Genomic DNA, 19,838 nt, shown 5'->3' with positions numbered 1-19,838 from the left:
TTATTCCTCATTCATTTCTACTTGAAAGCCAAGTTGCTGTAACTGTTGTGTATGGGCTGGCTGCGATAAGATGTTCAATGTTGAGAACTCTCTTCTCGGCGGATATTGCTTGCGCAATACATCAAAGCCCTGACTTTCTATATTGGCTCGCATTAAACCATTATCGCGGCGAATATCATAGATCATATGTACAATACGTCCGTAATCTCTCTCAGTAAATGTCTCATTGAGCTGGCATTGACTTACTGCTGGAACGGGTAGAAAAGCAGACAATTGCTTGGTTGGTGCAACACCTAGGGTTTTACACAAAGCTTGATAAAGCATTTGCGTTCCCCGTGCTTTCCCCTCTAGTGTATGGCCTGCAATATGTACTGACGTATACAAGCAATGCGCCATCAATTCAGTCAAAATATTCGGCTCATTTTCCCACACATCAAGGATCAACTCTAATGCTTGCCCTGCTCGTTTAACTTCTAAAAGCGCCTGATTGTCAATCACATCACCTCGACTGGCATTGATCACCAACATACCGCGTTTAAGCTTTGTAATTCTTTCTTTATTTAATAGGTGCTTAGTTTGATGCGCCCCACTTTTAACCAGAGGCACATGGAACGTCACGAAATCCGCTTGAGCCAATGCAGTATCAATGTCGACGTGCTCATTTAACTCACCTCGCTCAGCACGGACAGGATCACACAAAATCAGCTCAATACCACTGTGCGCTAACTTTTGTTGTAAACACGCTCCAATATTACCCACACCGACAATTGCGAGCTTTTTACCTCGCAGCTCGACATCGCGATCTTGACTGTACGCATATAAAGCACTGATCACATATTCAGCCACTGCAATCGCATTACACCCAGGGGCGCTAGAAAATGCGATCTCCCGCTTCGCTAGATAGGCTTGGTCAATGTGATCCACACCGATTGTGGCCGTACCGACAAATTTTAATTTATTTGCCGTCTCTAGTAGCTGTTGATTTACTTGGGTTATTGAACGCGTTAACAGCACATCCGCCGTCTGAACCTGCTCTGCACTCACAGCACGCCCATCAAAGCGCGTCACCTCACCGAAACTTGAGAAAAACTCTTCCACTAAAGGCATGTTCTGATCAGCCAAGATCTTCATGTAATTTTATTCCTAAACGTCGCACGGAACTCTATTGTAACTCAGCTCTCGTATAGACCCTAGTTTCGCTTTACCCCTATGCCAAATGCAATAAACATTAAACTCAGTAAAAACAACACCAATACCTTGACACTTGGCTGCTCGGAGACGTTGATTAAAGGACTAAATACAAAGGCATGTACATTGCACCACGCAAGTAACAGCGCGGTATAGTGAGCGCCACCATATGCATAGCCCGCACACACTATACTACTGATAAAATTAATAAAAATTGCATATTCCAAAGCCTCAACACTGAGCAACATGGAAGCGAAAGAAATGATGATGATACTTATATTCCCCAATTGCATAAACAACCCCTCCTTAGGTCTTTTTTGTAATATAGATAAGTTTACAAAATTGGCAATTGAACAATTTTTAAGTATCGCAACACACTGGTATGGTCAAAAAATGACTTCTAAAATAATTATTGGAAGGCTTTTTTGCTTGAAATAACTGGTCAGACAAGCTAGCCTAATCATGTGGTCAGACCTCTAATAAGGAAGAACAACATGACACTTTTATTTACTATCGCTTTGATAGCCTTGGTCAGTGCGGCCTGTTATCATCGCGCCAGCTGGAATACCTGCTTAGGTATTGCAGCCGCAACTTTGGTTGTGGGCACTTTTGCCAACGCCTTTGGCGCATTGTCTTGGTTAATATTCTTAGCCATTGCAATCCCATTTTCTGTCACTAACATCCGTCAACAATACATTGTCGCCCCTCTTTTCAAGGCCTTTAAAAAAGTCACTCCGACGATGTCAGACACTGAGAAATCTGCGATCGATGCGGGAACAACTTGGTGGGAAGCAGATTTATTCTGTGGCAATCCGAACTGGAATAAACTTCACCAATTCGCCAAGCCTAGACTCACTGCTGAAGAACAAGCGTTCTTAAATGGCCCAGTTGAAGAAGTCTGTGCCATGTTAGACGACTGGGAAGCAACTCACGAGTTAACCGATTTACCACAGGATGTATGGCAGTTCTTAAAAGATAAAAAGTTTTTCGCCATGATCATCAAGAAACAATATGGCGGTCTTGAGTTTTCAGCGTATGCCCAATCTTGTGTGCTGCAAAAATTAACCAGTAAATCAACTTTGCTATCCTCAATCGTCGGTGTTCCAAATTCGTTAGGTCCGGGCGAATTACTGCAACACTATGGCACGCAAGAGCAAAAAGACCACTATTTACCTCGCCTCGCTGTAGGTGATGAAATTCCTTGTTTCGCACTGACGTCACCTGAAGCGGGCTCAGACGCATCGTCTATTCCTGACTTTGGTGTCGTATGCAAAGGCGAGTGGGCAGGAAAAGAAACGCTTGGGATCAGTTTAACATGGAACAAGCGCTATATTACGCTTGCCCCCGTATCGACTGTACTGGGCTTAGCATTCAAAATGCAAGACCCTGATGGCTTACTAGGTGATAAAGAAGACATTGGTATCACATGCGCACTTATTCCAACTTCAACACCGGGTGTTGAAATTGGCCGTCGACACTTCCCATTAAACGTGCCGTTTCAAAATGGTCCTACGCGTGGTAAAGATGTCTTTGTGCCGTTAGATTTCATCATTGGTGGTCCAAAAATGGCAGGGCAAGGCTGGCGTATGCTGGTTGAATGTTTGTCTGTAGGCCGAGTGATCACCCTGCCCTCTAACTCAACAGGTGGTATAAAAACACTGGCATTAGCAAGTGGTGCCTATAGCCGTATCCGCCGCCAGTTCAAATTACCGATTGGTAAAATGGAGGGAATCGAAGAAGCACTATCTAAGCTCGGTGGCTATGCATATAGCAGCGATGCGGCACTGAGCATGTCTACAGGGGCGGTCGACTCAGGCGAAAAACCTTCGGTCATTTCTGCCATCTTGAAATATCACCTCACCGAGCAAATGCGCGCAGCGACCATTCATGCCATGGATATCCATGGTGGTAAAGGGATTTGTTTGGGGCCAAACAATTACTTGGGCCGTGGTTACCAAGGTGCGCCTATCGCTATCACTGTTGAAGGCGCAAACATTCTTACTCGTAATATGATCATCTATGGGCAAGGTGCTATTCGTTGCCACCCGTTTGTCTTGGCTGAATTAAATGCATGTAACATCAAAGACAAACAAGAAGCGTTAGACAGCTTTGATAACGCACTCATGGGACACATTGGGTTTACGATTTCTAACCTTGTACGCACTAAGTGGTTAGCAATCACAGGTGGCCGCTTTACCAACGTGCCATTTAATGATGAAACTGCAGACTACTATCGCAATGCTGCGCGTTACAGTGCATCATTGGCACTCATGTCTGACATTTGTATGGCCGTGTTTGGCGGTTCTTTGAAACGCAAAGAGCGCATCTCTGCCAGATTAGGTGATCTGCTAAGTTATTTATATTTAGTCTCAGCAACACTGAAAAGATACAATGATGAAGGCCGAAGAAAAGAAGACCTACCGCTAGTCAAATGGGCTTGTCAGGAACACTTGTACTTATGTCAACGCGCATTGGCGGACCTGATTAATAATATGCCATCGATGGCACTTCGTGGGGCGTTAAAGTTAGTATTGTTTCCATTTGGCCGTCCAGTGCGTAAACCAACGGATGAGATGGAACACGATATCGCCAAGCTACTGCAAACCCCGAATGAAACGCGTGACCGTCTAGCCAATTACATCTACACCACAGACGAGCCGCTTAATCTGATCGGTAAGCAAGAGCAAACATTGAAAGACATCTTGGCCATTGAGCCTATCTTTGACAAAGTGTGCCGCGCTAAAGGTCAAAAGCTGCCGTTTATGCAACTAGATAAAGTCGCTAGTATGGGGCTTGAAAGTGGGATCCTTACTCAACAAGAAGCAGATAGTCTTGCCGCTGTCGAGGCCAAAAGACTTGCGGTGATCAATGTCGATGATTTTGATCCAGCTGACTTGCTTGCTGGTAAAGCTCGAGTAGTCGACAGCAACGTCGACGCAGCATAAGCCGCAACACAAATCTAAAAAGGCCGGTATATCCGGCCTTTTTTATCAACTATGCTATTAATACTTTAGTTAACATGAGTGCGACCACGGCAACAGCCCAAGTCAATGCCATATATCGCGCAGCCCGCAAAATAACCCACATCATCACAGGCGTCACAAGCACAGTTAAAAGTTCAAATATGCCGCTTCCCAATAATACTAAACCGCCAAACCACATCATAAATGTTAGACTAAACACAAACATACATTGGCTGCGTTGTACCTGTGTAAACTGAGATAAAGCATACCAATAGCTACGGTATTTAATGACCTGTTTATGAGTATCTATTAATAAACTGCTCCACCACAGCACGGTAAATAGCTGTGCCATGACCGCGTAATAACTCTTCAGGTCGGGGCGCTCTGTAACAATAATCCAAATACACCAATAGGTTAAAATCGTCACGCCAAGACGCCAGATCACAGCCCAAGGCTGCTCTATTGCCCATTGCCACCAAAAACTATGCGCAGTTACCTTGCTCAACTTCACGGCTTTGTACTGACGAGGAAGTAATAGAGACCCGACTAAAACCACAGCCAAAGCAACATAATACGTAACGAAACTCTCACACACAAACACCAACAAACACGCTACAGTCAATACTACAAAGACAGATATTGGGCGATAAAGTAGAGTCGTTGCTAATACCAGTTGAGCCAGCATAAACATCACAAGCTGAGGTGACTGAAGTAGATTCTGTAACCCCATTGATACAGCTAAAAACAAAGCAAATAAAAACAGCACATGGCACAGAAGTAACAACCCTTGATCAGCCACCCATTGATGAATTCTCGACTTTAGTAAAGTACCATGATAGTTGCGATGCGCCGTATCTAGCACTGCGCTTTTTAAGGTATGCAGTAACAGGCTTTGCAAAAGTAAAAATCCAAATGTCATATAGATCACATCCAACTCTGACTCATATTGCACAATTTTGCCAAGCGCAAAAAAGACCCCTAAGGCCAAACCAGGTAAGTAAACAAAAAATAACGTCGCTAACAGCAAAGAAAACTCAGCTAACTGACGACGTAGCTCTTTTAGCTCCACCTTAAACGCGCTCAATCTGTATCGATAATAATGAACCAAGTGCCCTCCTAGCTTGAAAATAGCGATTGAGGCACAAACCCCATATCAAAAAACGGTTTGGGCTCGTGGCAACTGATCAGGATCTGTCCTTGATAATCTTTTAAGTATTCGATGAGATGAAGAGTGCTTTGATGGTCTAAAGCAGCACTTGGTTCGTCCAATATGACATAGGGAGTTTGACGCATCAAAGCATTAATCAGCTGTAATTTCTTTTGGTTACCAGACGACAGTGCGCTAAATGTGGTATCTAAAAAAGAAGAAAAACCAAGTAATTCGATCAATTGATCTGGAAAAGGACATTGCCAGCTTTGCTGAGTCATGGTTAGCAGTTGTTTTGCTGTTAAAAAAGCGGGAAACTTAATATTATCTGAAGCTAAAGCGACTTTATCTTGTGGCGTCTTAAGGCGCTCACCATCATAAGACACTATGCCCGCATAAGCGCGATCAAGCCCTGCAATAATGGAAAACAAGGTACTTTTACCCAATCCATTCGGGGCCTCTAAGCACACTTTAGGGGCACTAAATTCGATATGATATTTTTCAAAAATGGGCTTATGGACAAACACTTTAGATAGATTTTCAACTTTAATCATACGCAGACTACTTATTATTTTTAGTCTATCTTAACAAGTAGTCCGCTTACGTTTAAATTACTAAAGTGTTGCAAAATTTATCTAAACAATTCACTCATAAGGATGTCACTGCGCTACCTGCGTACTCACTATAAAAGCTTTCAATGGCACCACGTTTTTGCATTGTCACAAAAACTTGGCGACCTGACGCGCCTCCAAAAGCGACATTCGTAGGGTATTTGCCTTTCAATTTAACGGTTCTCAGTAACACGCCTTGAGGTGATAAAATGGCGACTTCACCCGCTCCATAGCGCGCAACATACAAGTTACCACGTTCATCGGTACGCATTCCATCGAGACCATGGTCAGCAAATTGATAAAACAATTTTGCTTCGCCCAGCTGCCCACTGTTACTGATGTCAAACGCCCAAATTCTTTTCTGAACACTTTCATTCACGTAAAGCACGGTATTATCCGGACTGACTTCTATGCCATTAGTTGTGCCCATATCTGCTTTTAAGCGTTCAACTTGCCCTGTCGAACTAATACGCCAAACCTGCCCATTGCCACCTTGCCAATTTGGGTCGCTCGCATACAAGGTGCCATCGTTGGCGATGGCAATATCATTAGGCTGATTCATCGTTGATTCATGCGCAAAAACACGGATCTGCTTTTGCGGTGTGATTTGCAAAATATTGTGCTGCGTATAATCCGCAATATACATATTGCCTTTTTTATCGAAACGAATGCCGTTACCTATACTGCCTTTAGGAAGCTTGACGTATAACGATGCATTATTTTGCCCTGTGACCTGACCGATCGTACCCTGCTCTTTATAATTCACAGCGTATAGTACACCTCGAGCATCTACAGCCGGTCCTTCAATACCTGATGTGAACACCCCATCTGCTACCCAGTCTTGAGATTGGTATAATACCTCATTAGAGGGCTCTAGACTTTGGCAGCCAGCCAATCCAATCATTAACAACGCAGTGCCCAAAATTACTTTCATCGCTCGCTCCTTGGTAAAAAAGTCAGTATGCAATTTGCCCACTACGTTGTGAATTGAGATTTCTTCACGTCTTCATGTCACAGACTAAAAAAGGTAACGCACTTTAAAAATCACACTGTCTTCATCTGGTTGAGTCCAATTCTCTTCAACCCCCTCAAGCCATGACTGATCGCCAACATGCATACGCTGTAAAGACACTATGTCTCGCCCACCTCGGCGGTAAACGAGATAAATATCAGAATAAGCGCCCAGACGATAGCGTAACTTAAACTGAGACATCAGGCCTTTATCAACAAAACTGGTATCTAATTCACTCAACCTGACTAAGCTCTGCTTTGTAATTTGAAAAACATCCTTACTGGCGGCCTCTAAAACCGACCATTGAATATTCGCCGATAGCTCTAAATTATCCGATAACAACGCCGATACTTCGATGCTATTTACAAAGTAGTGCCTATCATATTCGGTGATTTGGTTTTGCTTATTAGCAACCAACCAACCGTCTCCACTGCGATAGAAATTATTGAACTTTATATTCCAGTTTTCATGCGGCATCCAGGTCATATCTAGCGCATATTGTTGAGCGTGCCCCGAGAGCCCCTCTTGATCAAATTCAATACTCGCCGCCCAACTAAAACTGCCACTGTAAGCGCTTTGATAGAGTACCCGAGTTTCCAAAGCGCTCGGCAGCTTGAACGGCTCACTCTGCGCGCCAATATTGTCTTGCCACCCTGTATCACGATAATCTATTCGCACTGTCCACTGTGCGCCATTATTCATCATAATCTCTGACTGATAACCCTGCTTAGATGACAGCTTGAGTCCTTGAGTATTGGCTTCATACGACAAATCAAAGGTATGTCTAATTCGCGTTAGCCAATCATTGTTGATGTTCGTTGCGTGATTCAAATTTAAGTTCATATATTGCCAATCATTGCGCTTCATATACCCCATATCACGACTATTAAATTGCTTATTTAAGCGCAGGTACTTTCCAGAAGCACGGGTGTTTGGTGAAAATTGATAACCTATATTGAATGACGTGCCATTACCTGTTTTGCGTTGCACCTCATCAATTTGACTGACTAAAAAAGCGCTTTGCATCGACCACTTTTCATTTTGAAACTGGCTGTCCCATGCCAAACTATGCGCTTGGCGATTAAACCAAGGCCGTTCGACATGTGTCGCGAGTAGACCGGTTCGCCAATTGGCGCTGCGATAGCTGTATCGACCCGCATAGAATTGCTTTCCAGCTGCATTTTCTAAATTATTTTCGTGTACCGCAAAGCCTCCCCACTGATTATGTGTTCCTTGATGAACAAATCGTACAGCCCCATCAATTGGTGTTATAAGCTCACTACCATCATCACTTCCTGCACCGATCCTGCGCGTGTGGATCAATTTGGTATCCTGCAATACGTCGATGTTAAACACGCTAATATCTTGTGTAAAAAAGGGCCTTTTATCGGTTCTCAACGTTTCTACTGCGGAATAGTTAACATCAACATCATCACTGTCAACCTGCGCAAAATCGGGATTCACGGCTATCGACAAAGTTTGATTGTGGGCTGGTTTGTAAAACAAATCAAAACCCACATCTGATTCTCTGCGTTTATTTTGCCTTTCTGTAAAATGATGTTGATGTGTCACATAAGGCACAAAACTTAGCTGAGCTTGAGCTGGTATTGCGATATCTACCTTAGGCATATTTAGGAAAAAGTCACTGTTGGCAATCGTCTGCTTTTGATTCGCAAAAATATGATTTGAATGCAGTTCATATAACTGGATCCCCACACCGATAGAAGCCAACCCTGCCGCATTTAACTTTGGCGAAAACGACACGCTGTGCCATGGTATAAAAACCTCATTGCTCCAATACGTTGGAGATTCATAATAAGCACTTTGCCAATCACCATCCCAATCGTGGTCTATTGATCGCTGTGCCGTTACCACCGCATCTTGTTTGCCGCCGCCCAATGTTGTCGCAAAGAGATAAGCACTACTGCCATCTCCAGAGAAATCGAGATAAATACGATTGAATTCCGCCTGCATAAAACCATCTTGCAAATTAAACTGCTTCTTGCGACGACCCTCAATTTGATAATTAGTAATACCGATATATATGCCTGCACTATCAGCAAAAACCTTCGCACTCAGTTTATCGTTTGACATAACATGTGTAGCTGGCACAACCTGAAAAAACGATTCAATATTGTGTGCTGTTTGCCAAACGTGTTCATCAAGTTTGCCGTCGATTATGAGTGAATTTGCATGACTTGTTGGAAGATATAAACCCACTATCACTACGGCAAAACTGTGCTTAAATGCGCTCATTCAATTTTCCCCACATCTATAGAAGGCTGTTATATAAGCAAATATTTACCGTTTAAAAGCTTATGGTTTTCTGAAGATTAGTTTTAAATGGCTGAACAAGATTGACTTTAAGCTGAACATGGTTACCTTTGGATTGAGCCTAATATGACAACAAGGTTGAAAGATGGATCGTGAAACTACTGATATTGAAAACAGCCAAAAACAGATTGGTAATAAAACAAACTCTCGTTTTCAGTTTGCCCATTGGCAATTTTTTAATGACAAGGATGAACTGTGGAATACACAAACCCACTCTGTAAGTAAGCTAGAGCCGCAGGTTGCGCGTTTACTCACCTTGCTCATAACACAACAGGGCCAAGTCATTACCAAGCACATGCTGAATATTCAGCTTTGGCCAGACACGATTGTGGAAGCAAACAGCCTCTATCAATTGCTGACTAAGTTAAGAAAAGAATTACAGGACAGCGCTAGAAACCCACTTTATATCAAAACAATACCAAAAAAAGGATATATGTTTTTACCCGAAGTTTCGCTCATAGATATACCCGAGCGCCCTTTCCCAAACACCTCAAGCGTTGCCCCAGTAGACATAGTTTCACAGCAACCCAGAACCACTCTATCGAGCCAAATTCAATTGCTATTGACCAAAAAACGATGCTGGGCACTGACGCTATCCGCAGGTGCCTGTTTTAGTGCCATCGCTTTTTTTTCATCAACCCCCGATGATATCACCTCACCACACTATGAACGTGAAGACATCACCTATGAATTAGGTGTTGAATTTAATGTCACAGCACACGCTCAACATGATTTGCTAGCGTATATTGAACAGTTTAATGTCTTAAAAATCACCGATAAAACCGGTAAATATCAACACACCCGTCAATTTGATACACGCATAGCCCATCCCACTTGGCACCCTGATAAAAAGCAACTTGCCTTTTGGCAGTATCAGGGAGACAAATGCATCTTACATGTCAGTAATGATGAGGCAAAAACGCTCCATAGCAGCGTTCCCATCCCTTGTCACTTGATACGCCCGCCAGTATGGCAATCTGATAATGAGCTCGTATTAACCATTATTGAAAAAGCAGGACATAGCGCTTATTTGTACCGTATTGAACAGCAACAGTTAGTCAAAATCCCACTCCCTAAAGCCGCGGATGAAAAATATGTTGGTGCAATACGCGCTTGGGAAGAGCAAATCTATTATCTTATTACCGATACCGAACATAATTCTCGTTTAGTTGGTTTGGATGGCAAAGTCCACATGACGTGGGATTTCCCAGTGTGGTTATTTAACTTTGACCCAGGCAAGCAAAGTATTGTCAGTAATGATGACAGTGCCCATCACAACTTAATCGGTAAGCTTAGAAACGGTCAGACGTATCCTATATTTGCCACATCACAAGGCATGTTTAGCAACCTCTCAATTGATCAACAAGGTGATATTTATACTGCAGCCGAAACATGGCAAGTGAATATTCGCGATCAAGACAACCTGCCTATCTTTTCAAGCTCTAGTAATGACTTTCTTCCGGTTACCAATAATTTAGGTGAAACCGTTTTCATGTCTCGTCGAACCGGACAATGCGAAATTTACCTTCACTCGAACAACCAGTTAAAACAGCTATCCTTTCACAAAGGATATGAGTTGGTGAGCTTTTTAGCTTGGGATCCACAACTCAGCAAAATCCTATCAAACCGTGACAAAAACCTTGTTCTCTATGATAGAGAAGATGTCATTATCAGCTTTGATAGTCAGCACAGTAAAATGCCAACACAATTTGGTTGGCTTGATCAGCAGAATATCTGGTCAAGTGATACGCAATTTGTTCATACGTTTAATGTAGATGGCAACTTACTCACGCGAACAAAGTTTGCATCTGACTTTTTGACCTTTGACGCCGAGCGACAAAACTGGATTGTTCTACAAGGCAATGTGCTTTACTTATCTCAGTCTCTAGCAAATTTTGAAGTGCATAAGCAGCCGCTGATTGAACTACCGGAAAATGCCGTCCACATGATTAAGAACCCTCGGCTAGTTAATGGCGAGTTATATTGGCAATCCACTTGGTCAAAAACAGACATCATTTGGAAGTTGCCTTTATCGACCCCTACTATGTTGACAAAAATAAGACAGGAACCGTTAATTTGGCACTATGATATTACGCCAGATGGCGCACTTAGAGTCGCAAAAATGGAATCTGTAGAAGCAGATATAAAACGAATTACGCCACAATTACCCAGTACTTAAAGGCCCACATATTTAAGCCAGCAGAATAACGCTGGCTTAAATAAATTTAGCCAATTTTTCATAAAAACTGCACATTTCCCTGATAGCTCTCCACAATCATTCCACTTTTTCATGATAAAAATGCCGAAATATAATTAAAAATAGTGAAAATAATATGATACGCTCTAAGTATTTTGCATTAGCTATGCCCTTTTTGCTCACCGCTTGCTTCAGTGAGAGTGACAATAAACCCAATATCATCGCGCCTGAAATAAGTACGCACACGGATCCGGTGCCGAATGTGTCTTTAACCGAACTAAAAACCCCTGCGCAAACTCTTTTCCAGCCTGGTCAACCGATTACGCTAGATTACACAATTAGCTCTGAGTTGTTAGACACGCAAAATATTGGTGTCACTTTCATGGCTATCCCGAAAGATAAGGTTGCACAACTTGAGACTGAAGATGCACCTGAGGGCTTTAATTTAGGGGTTCATCATATCGAACAACTGCAAGCTGGTGCACAAAGCTTCACAGCCACACTCATGTTTCCAAATGAACAAATGCCCAGTGGTGAATACTTAATTGGTGCTTATGTCGACAGTGCCAAGAGCATTGCTGACGAGGCTAACTTAGACGATAACCGTTCACGTGGTCATGACAGCAATGATTTAACGACCTATGCTCAAATCACTATTGACTCGTCACATTATCATGACTTTGTGCTTGATAAAGCGACTGTCGGTGATGGCTTTGCCATGTTCCCAGAGTTTGGCCCCAGAGATGCTGAGTCAGAGGGTAATCCAACTCAAAAGCGCTCAGACATCATCGGTCATATCGATGCCAGTAAATTTGGTAATACAGTCAACTCTGCTGACGTTACTGCCGAGATCATCATTGAAGATCAAGCATATACCGCCCACTTTTGGCAAGAAGGACAGGATCACTACGCTGAAAAAATGCGCATCACCTTTGCTCAGTTTGAGCAAAGTCACTATTTTCCTTACGACATCGCAGTAAACGGCGCGTTATTACACAAAATCAGACAAGCATACGATGCAAACTCAAGTGAAAATTCCTTTGATATCCGCTTTACATTGCACGATACCTCAGAGTTTGATGAAGCGCTCACAAGCAATAATAGCTACACGCTAGCAGTGCCGTACAGCCTATATCGAGACACGACGCCCAGTGACGATATACTAGAAAAACACAATCTGCCAACGAGCAACAGGGCGCCAGAGAATCTATTTTCTCGTAGTATGCCAACCGATGATCTGGCGTTCACGATTAGCCAACAAACAGCTGAACAATTCATCCTGTTAGACCTCTTTGGCAACACTTATGGTGATAAGTCTAAGGTCGCTGTTGTGCCAAGTTTCCTGTCTCTGATTATTTTAAAAGCCACAGATGGCGGCTACGCTTGGGCTTCAAGCGGCGGCGGCTTTGATCTGTATATGTTTGACGACAGCGTTGACCTATTTTCCGCTGGTGCCAGCGGGATTGCCGATGGTGCCAATGGTACCTTAAGCTACTCTATGGGCGTATCTCTGCTGGGTAAGTCACTCATTTCTGAATCAGACTCAGTCACGGCACTGGATGAAAGTTACACGCATGATTGGAGTGAAGAGCAGAAGCTATTCTCTACGACTTTCACGATTGCCATTGTGCCAGTAAGCGTCTCAGCAGGTATCAAAGGTGAAGTTGGCGTAGGTGCTGAACTCAAATATGAAGATCAACGTTTTAGCATTGGTGGCGATATCTTAACCGCAAGCCTAGATGCCTATGCGACGGCAGGCATCGACTTATTAATTGCCAGTGGTGGTATCGGTATCGACTTTTTGATTATCTCTGAAACCTTATCCGCCACAGCCTATACTGACATCAGTAAAGCCATCAGTGATTCTGAGATCACCTATGGCATTGATGTGAGCAACCATATGAAAGCCATCGAAGGCGAACTCTACTTATGGGTGAAATACCCTGGTTATGAATTCTGCTGCTCATTCCCAACCAAAACCGCAACAAAAACACTGTATGACACGGGTGCTTTGTATAACAAAACATGGCAAATGCTAGATTACAGCGACAGTTTTAAGTTCTAAACGAGTAAAGTATGAATCGGGCTACTCCATTATTACTTTGCACATTAACACTGCCTTTTGGCGGTGTTAATGCCAGCCAAGAGTGTGCACGCTGGGGCGAGTTTTCAACGCATGCAAATACAAAAATGACCACTCTTAATACACCAAGTCAAAATAAACTCTCAGTTTCAGGTGACTTGGTATACCGACCACTGCTAAAAACGGATAAACATTACTGGCTAGGTTTACAATTATCTTCTGCTGAATTACAGCTCGACAATACACCTATCCAAGCGCTGTATTACAGCGTGCCGTTTGCAGTCAAAATTGCTTCGTCGGGCGATATTTTAGACTATCACTTTGCGGCCAAACTCAAACCTGAAGATGAACAAAAGTTGATGGCTATCTATCAGCAATTTCATGTTGAGCACTTAAAGCAGGTCGATTTAAGCGCTCCTAAAATTCTCGAAGAGACAGACAATTTAGGCCGTTATCGAGTCCAATACCAAACTCTGGCTAATCAGGCAATTCAAAAACAAAAGTTGAGCTATACGTTAACGACACAAGGTACTCAGTTATTTTCCTTCAAAAAGCCGGAAATAAAACAGGACTTATTTACTTTAGACATCACAGATTGCTGGGTAAGAGAATTACAAGGCTACAACAATACCTTGGTAGAGAGCGCAAAAGGCGATATTAATATCAACGTCTATCAAACGATCAAATATAAGCAAAAACAGCAACCTATTGCCACCGATATCGCACTAATGTCATTACCGATGTCACCACTACAGTGGCCTCAACTCCCCCAAAGTAGTGTCTACCCTAAACCAATGCCCGTGCCACTTGCTAGCGCAAAAAGCTTTACTAATTTATTGTTAAGCAAAGACTTACGCGCTCTATCTACAGAGGCATTGCTACAGCTTCTCTATGATAACCAAATACATTTAAATGCATTACACAGCTTGATAAAACAAGGCACCTTCGAAGATAAACAACTCAGTCGTTTACTACTCATGATTGGTAAAAGTGATTTTACGTATGCCCATCAATTATTAGCTAATCTGTACCTAGATACGGAGATCGATGCCAATCAACGCTTTCGTAGCCTAATGGCCTTGAAATATAGCGAGCAACCTTTGTCACCAGAACTCATCGATTCTATTTACAGTCATATAGACAGTGAAGAGTTGACCACAAGCGACGAAAAACTAGCACGCACAGCACTGATGGTCTTGGGCGTCATCGCTAATAACCAAGCGGGCAGTGAGTTTGCCCAGTCGCTAACCGCCTCGCTTGCAGATAGACTCGAGACCACTCGCGATACTAAAAAGCAGGCCACTTTGCTAACGGCATTAGGCAATAGTGCAGATGCGACACATCAAGAGAGTATTTCTAAGTTCCTGCGTAATGATAATGCAAAGCTTCGCGCGAAAGCTGCACAGGCATTGGGGAACATGCCAAATGAGGTAAGCCTAGGCTATCTTGAAAAGTCACTCAAAAATGAATCTAATACAGACACACAGAAAGCTTTGCTCTCAGCCATGGGGAACAATCAACTCTCCGAGCCACAAATAGACAAAGTCATTGGATTTGCGCAAAAACAGCAAAGTAATACAGTACGAGTTGCAGCCATCAATGCAGCCGCAAAGCAAATGTCTCATAATCAAGAGATTAAAGAAAAACTTAAACCACTACTCAAACAAGAGCGCGATCAACAAGTCCTCAGAGCGCTTATGAGCGCTATCCACGGTCATAACTAGCCAATAAGGGGCATGGATGCCCTTTTCAATCATAGCCCTTTAAAAGCATATAAGCAGCCCTGCACTTCCATCCAACGAGATAAGCAGATCAGACATCAATGCTTAAAAATCGCATGAGCGGAATAAATAATTAAATAAAACTTTAAGGGAATTAAAAAAAACTAAGAGGAGAAATATGTTTTAGAAACATAAATGGCGGAGTGGACGGGACTCGAACCCGCGACCCCCGGCGTGACAGGCCGGTATTCTAACCAACTGAACTACCACTCCGCAGTGGTATGTATATGTTCTTTAAGATATCAAATGGCGGAGTGGACGGGACTCGAACCCGCGACCCCCGGCGTGACAGGCCGGTATTCTAACCAACTGAACTACCACTCCGCAGAGATATCTTTTTACGCTAAATGGCGGAGTGGACGGGACTCGAACCCGCGACCCCCGGCGTGACAGGCCGGTATTCTAACCAACTGAACTACCACTCCGCAGTAAGCGTATTGTCATATTTTTTTGCTAAAACACTAAAAAGCCAAATGGCGGAGTGGACGGGACTCGAACCCGCGACCCCCGGCGTGACAGGCCGGTATTCTAACCAACTGAACTACCACTCCAAGTGATTTAGCTTGCTTCTTTAATTAAATGGCGGAGTGGACGGGACTCGAACCCGCGACCCCCGGCGTGACAGGCCGGTATTCTAACCAACTGAACTACCACTCCAAAGAAGCAATGCACATATGTAAGCGAGTTGGCGGAGTGGACGGGACTCGAACCCGCGACCCCCGGCGTGACAGGCCGGTATTCTAACCAACTGAACTACCACTCCAGCTTACATCGCGATACAAAATTAAATGGCGGAGTGGACGGGACTCGAACCCGCGACCCCCGGCGTGACAGGCCGGTATTCTAACCAACTGAACTACCACTCCGCGATAACTTTGTATCTCACTGACAAGGTGTGCTCCCTGACAGCGGCGTGAATAATACGAATGACCCCTTTCAGAGTCAACTATTTTTTTGAAAAAAACTGAATTTTTAGCGATAAATGCAGTTGCACGATGAAAATTACATCACCTTGTATAGAACTCAATCAAAAAAAGCGACTATACGGGTTATGGCTCTCACATCGGTTATACTCATAGAGCTAAAAAAAGTTATCGCTTATCATCCGACATGGATAAATTTAGTACATCACCTGAGTCGGAGTCACCCCCTTCGGCGCTATTTTCCTCACCAACGACCAACTCATCATCCTCATCTTTCGACTTTTTCTTCAAAAATGGTAATGAAGTCGGCAACGGAATTGAGAATTTCAGTGGTTTGTTTTGCACAAACACTCTTATTGCCAACCAGCCCAGTAGTAAAACCAATAAATTACCCACAACGACAATCGTCACGATGAGCACAGGACTTGTTTCAGGCTCAACCGGTTCTGGCTGTTCTAGTAATTCGGCAGGCGTTATGGGTTTAGTTAATTCAGGCACCTTTTCAATCGGGCGCTCTATTTCGAAGTTATAATCCGGTATCGATGCCATAAACTCACGGCCATTGATATTTTCACCAAATGCCGACAGCTGGATACTGTAACGCCCCCAGTCATAATTCTTTATTTGCAGTTGGCGATAAAAACGCTCGGCCTCATCGAGCGTAAATAGTTGCTCTTCGCCGTTAGGGTAAAGGATCTTCCCCTGTAAAATGACAGTCTCTGGCTTGACGATTTCGCGGTTAAGCTTGATCACAAGCTCATGCTCAAACTCCTCATCATCTGCCAACTGCAGTTCAAAGCTAAATGGCGGCTCGGCGATAACAATAGGATCTTTGACCACTCGCCTTTTTAAGATCGGTGTTTCAATGTAAAACTCGGGTTGCCACTCTCCGGCTGGGAAAACAAGCCTAAACTCGCCAGTGAATATTCCATCGAGTGGCCGCTCGTCAAAATCTCTGCCATCATCTCTGAACTCAGTCACACTTTGTGTGCCCGCACCAAAGTTCGCATACTGCTCATTATTGGTGCTGACAAATTCAACATACAAAGTGACCACATCTCTGAAGTAACCCACATCAATCGACTTTCCGTCATTGGTAACCCGGCCATTCACCTTCAACATTTCACCGCGAAAAAGTAGCGGCGGTAAGGGATCGACAGCCAACTCAATTTCGCCTAATACCATAATTCGGCTGTCTTGCATGATCTGCCCAAGGACTTGCCAAGGCCCGGGCATTGGCTTATCTATAATAATGAGGTCGTAACTAATCTCGTCAAACCACTCTAGACTTTCATCTTTTACAGAGTGAATAGAATAAATTTTACTGCCATCCGGCCTTACAAGCACCACGGCGGGAGCGCCAGGCGCCCTAAAAAATAATAAAGTAATTTTATCAACGTTGTAGTCAATGCGAAATCGATTATCTAGCAGCGGAATTTCATTTGATACTCCATCACGTTCTAACATCGTAATGTCTGGCGTTTCACAATAAGCCAACCAACTTAAAAACGTAAACAACACTGCTAAGCAAATGCGCATTAATCTTACCTCGTTATTGTTGCCATAGGCTTTGGCCACATGCCTTATTAACTATTTCCATTCTTTCTTTATGTGCAATCTCTTCATCTTCACTGGCATGGATCACTCGCAACTTTGGTCTATCAGCTGCCAATCGCCTAATCCCTCCAGTATCGCTCTGTTGTTGACCTTCAAGCTGTTGCGCCAGATTTAGTTTTTTCTGACCGCCTGTCATGGCCAAGTAAACGTCTGATAAAATCTCAGAATCCAGTAATGCGCCGTGCAGCGTACGTTTCGAGTTATCAATATCATAACGTCGACACAAAGCATCGAGACTGTTCTTTTGACCAGGATGCAAGCCACGGGCCATCACTAACGTATCAAGTACTTCACACACGTCATTGGTCGTTGGGAAGCCCTGATTAAGCATTGCGAATTCATGATCCATAAAGCCCACGTCGAACGGGGCATTGTGGATCACCAGCTCAGCACCTTCAATATAGTCCAGAAACTCCTGTGCAACTTGATGAAAGTATGGTTTTCCACGTAAAAACTCATTGGTAATACCATGTACATCAATGGCTTCTTCTTCAATATCTCGTTGCGGATTGATATACACGTGAAAGTTATTACCGGTAAGGCGTCGGTTAACTAATTCTACACACCCTATTTCAATGATTCTGTGTCCGGCTTTGGGGTCAATGCCGGTGGTCTCTGTATCGAGTACTACTTGTCTTTTTTGCATACCGTTGGCTGCCTAACTTTGCTATGGTTAGCGTCTATCTGCCCATTCTACATAAAACAGGCGAATTCGTGCAAAAAACAGTAGAAATTTATACCGATGGCTCATGTCTTGGCAATCCAGGGCCTGGTGGCTACGGTGTGTACTTAAGCTATCAAGGCCATGAAAAACAACTCAGCCAAGGTTACCAACTAACGACTAACAACCGAATGGAGATGTTGGCAGCCATTGTCGCACTGGAAACACTGAAACGCCCTTGCCAAGTTATACTTTATACTGACAGTCAATATGTTAAACAAGGCATTGAATCTTGGCTTGCCAATTGGAAAAAACGAAATTGGCAAACCGCAGCAAAGCAGCCAGTAAAAAACGTCGATTTGTGGCAACGACTAGACGAGGCATGCCAACGCCATGATATACAATGGCGCTGGGTAAAAGGTCACGCAGGCAACAAGTACAATGAACTGGTTGATGATCTCGCGCGCGAAGCGGCTTCTCAAGATACGCTACTCGAAGACACTGGCTATATTACTTAATCATTCTCACTTACTTTTTGCTGGCTGCGACTGTGCTTTAATCTCGCGCCTTTAACCGCTGGCGTCCATTTAGGCCTCGCGTGCCACTTAGGTTTAATCGGCGTCAACGGCGCGACGCGTTTACGCGCAACGAGCATATACACACTGCCCATGGGCTTCAGATAATGTCGGCAAAATCGACGCCATGGTGCAAATCGAGATAGCCGCGACCCTCTCGCCAGAGAAGCATGAATAAAACGTTCATCAGCGATGATTTCAAAACCGAGTAAATTTAGCCAGTCTTTCACACGCGAAGGCGTAAAAAAACGCCCAGACCAAGGCAGCTTTTCGCCGCTAAACGGCAACATATGCGCAAGCCCGCATAAACTAAACGGGTTGAACCCAGTGATCACAATATAGCCACCGGGAATTAAGGTACGATGTGCTTCACGTAAAATATGGTGGGGATCTGAGTGGTACTCCAGACATTGAGATAAAATACACGCGTCAACACTATGCTCGTAAAAAGGAAGTTCGTCTATCTCAGCTATCACGCCAGCATGTGGGCCACTCGAAGAAATACAGACTTGATGGTCGATGAGACTCTCAGAGGTATCAAGCTGCCCGCTGAGGCACCCCAATTTAAGCATATGATAACCAAACATCCGTGGAAGCCATCGCGCCATACGCCGCTCAATGCCCGCTTTTAGGTACTCTCCGTGAGGAAAGTCCTGCCAAGATTGTGGTTTAGGTCCTTGCTGAAAACTTAATGCTGGTTTCATCCCGTACGCTCGTTATACTTACTGACACCTTCACTTTATAGA

At 43.7% G+C, this 19,838-nt stretch carries 14 protein-coding genes and 7 tRNA genes; 5 read left to right on the top strand and 16 right to left on the bottom strand.

Features of this window, described 5'->3' with window-relative positions; genetic code table 11:
- On the bottom strand, positions 1 to 1,131 hold the full coding sequence (locus JF50_RS05615) for a 4-phosphoerythronate dehydrogenase (RefSeq protein WP_039608469.1): 1,131 nt from the start codon (positions 1,129 to 1,131) through the stop codon (positions 1 to 3).
- Between the two features lie 59 nt (positions 1,132 to 1,190).
- Positions 1,191 to 1,481, bottom strand: a complete 291-nt coding sequence (locus JF50_RS05610) for a DUF6419 family natural product biosynthesis protein (RefSeq protein WP_039608468.1) — start codon at positions 1,479 to 1,481, stop codon at positions 1,191 to 1,193.
- Between the two features lie 201 nt (positions 1,482 to 1,682).
- On the opposite strand from JF50_RS05610, the gene fadE reads away from it, so the two are divergent.
- Positions 1,683 to 4,133 (top strand): acyl-CoA dehydrogenase FadE, encoded by a 2,451-nt coding sequence (gene fadE, locus JF50_RS05605; protein WP_039608467.1) that lies wholly within the window; start codon positions 1,683 to 1,685, stop codon positions 4,131 to 4,133.
- A gap of 49 nt (positions 4,134 to 4,182) precedes the next feature.
- On the opposite strand, the gene JF50_RS05600 is transcribed toward fadE, so the two are convergent.
- The 4 genes from JF50_RS05600 to JF50_RS05585 form a co-directional block, all read right to left on the bottom strand.
- Complete coding sequence (locus tag JF50_RS05600) at positions 4,183 to 5,259, bottom strand: DUF6136 family protein (protein WP_152614465.1); 1,077 nt, start codon at positions 5,257 to 5,259, stop codon at positions 4,183 to 4,185.
- An 8-nt stretch (positions 5,260 to 5,267) separates the two neighbouring features.
- Positions 5,268 to 5,852, bottom strand: a complete 585-nt coding sequence (locus tag JF50_RS05595; protein WP_039608465.1) for an ABC transporter ATP-binding protein — start codon at positions 5,850 to 5,852, stop codon at positions 5,268 to 5,270.
- A gap of 94 nt (positions 5,853 to 5,946) precedes the next feature.
- Entirely contained in the window at positions 5,947 to 6,843 is an 897-nt protein-coding gene (locus JF50_RS05590; RefSeq protein WP_080760122.1) for an SMP-30/gluconolactonase/LRE family protein, read from the bottom strand.
- Between the two features lie 84 nt (positions 6,844 to 6,927).
- Positions 6,928 to 9,177, bottom strand: a complete 2,250-nt coding sequence (locus JF50_RS05585; RefSeq protein WP_039608464.1) for a DUF5916 domain-containing protein — start codon at positions 9,175 to 9,177, stop codon at positions 6,928 to 6,930.
- A gap of 163 nt (positions 9,178 to 9,340) precedes the next feature.
- Between JF50_RS05585 and JF50_RS05580 the strand changes: the two genes are divergently transcribed.
- From JF50_RS05580 to JF50_RS05570, 3 genes are all read left to right on the top strand, one after another.
- Positions 9,341 to 11,434, top strand: a complete 2,094-nt coding sequence (locus JF50_RS05580; protein WP_052262138.1) for a winged helix-turn-helix domain-containing protein — start codon at positions 9,341 to 9,343, stop codon at positions 11,432 to 11,434.
- A 154-nt stretch (positions 11,435 to 11,588) separates the two neighbouring features.
- Positions 11,589 to 13,517 carry a hypothetical protein gene (locus JF50_RS05575; RefSeq protein ID WP_039608463.1) on the top strand — a complete coding sequence of 643 codons (1,929 nt, stop codon included), beginning with the start codon at positions 11,589 to 11,591 and terminating at the stop codon, positions 13,515 to 13,517.
- A gap of 11 nt (positions 13,518 to 13,528) precedes the next feature.
- The gene (locus JF50_RS05570) at positions 13,529 to 15,259 is read left to right on the top strand and encodes a HEAT repeat domain-containing protein (RefSeq protein ID WP_039608462.1); all 1,731 of its coding nucleotides are present in this window, start codon (positions 13,529 to 13,531) and stop codon (positions 15,257 to 15,259) included.
- Positions 15,260 to 15,452: 193 nt separating this feature from the next.
- Here JF50_RS05570 and JF50_RS05565 read toward each other — a convergent pair.
- From JF50_RS05565 to dnaQ, 9 genes are all read right to left on the bottom strand, one after another.
- A tRNA-Asp gene (locus tag JF50_RS05565) sits at positions 15,453 to 15,529 on the bottom strand.
- Positions 15,530 to 15,563: 34 nt separating this feature from the next.
- Positions 15,564 to 15,640, bottom strand: a tRNA-Asp gene (locus JF50_RS05560).
- 24 nt (positions 15,641 to 15,664) lie between these two features.
- Positions 15,665 to 15,741, bottom strand: a tRNA-Asp gene (locus tag JF50_RS05555).
- A gap of 49 nt (positions 15,742 to 15,790) precedes the next feature.
- A tRNA-Asp gene (locus tag JF50_RS05550) sits at positions 15,791 to 15,867 on the bottom strand.
- Between the two features lie 29 nt (positions 15,868 to 15,896).
- Positions 15,897 to 15,973: transfer RNA gene (locus JF50_RS05545), tRNA-Asp, on the bottom strand.
- 29 nt (positions 15,974 to 16,002) lie between these two features.
- Positions 16,003 to 16,079, bottom strand: a tRNA-Asp gene (locus tag JF50_RS05540).
- 26 nt (positions 16,080 to 16,105) lie between these two features.
- A tRNA-Asp gene (locus tag JF50_RS05535) sits at positions 16,106 to 16,182 on the bottom strand.
- A 225-nt stretch (positions 16,183 to 16,407) separates the two neighbouring features.
- Positions 16,408 to 17,778 carry a TIGR03503 family protein gene (locus JF50_RS05530; protein WP_039608461.1) on the bottom strand — a complete coding sequence of 457 codons (1,371 nt, stop codon included), beginning with the start codon at positions 17,776 to 17,778 and terminating at the stop codon, positions 16,408 to 16,410.
- A 13-nt stretch (positions 17,779 to 17,791) separates the two neighbouring features.
- Positions 17,792 to 18,502, bottom strand: a complete 711-nt coding sequence (gene dnaQ, locus JF50_RS05525; protein WP_039608460.1) for a DNA polymerase III subunit epsilon — start codon at positions 18,500 to 18,502, stop codon at positions 17,792 to 17,794.
- A gap of 68 nt (positions 18,503 to 18,570) precedes the next feature.
- Here dnaQ and rnhA point away from each other — a divergent pair, with 68 nt between their 5' ends.
- Positions 18,571 to 19,035, top strand: coding sequence for a ribonuclease HI (gene rnhA, locus JF50_RS05520; protein ID WP_039608459.1), 465 nt, complete (start codon positions 18,571 to 18,573; stop codon positions 19,033 to 19,035).
- On the opposite strand, the gene JF50_RS05515 is transcribed toward rnhA, so the two are convergent.
- A complete protein-coding gene (locus tag JF50_RS05515) occupies positions 19,032 to 19,796 on the bottom strand; it encodes a class I SAM-dependent methyltransferase (protein WP_039608458.1) in 765 nt (254 codons plus the stop codon). The genes rnhA and JF50_RS05515 overlap by 4 nt on opposite strands.
- Positions 19,797 to 19,838 lie beyond the last annotated feature (42 nt).

It is taken from the genome of Pseudoalteromonas luteoviolacea (genome assembly GCF_000814765.1).
Lineage (GTDB): Bacteria > Pseudomonadota > Gammaproteobacteria > Enterobacterales > Alteromonadaceae > Pseudoalteromonas > Pseudoalteromonas luteoviolacea_H.
The sequence above is the reverse complement of the archived record's forward strand: the minus strand, read 5'-3'. Positions and strand labels throughout refer to the sequence as shown.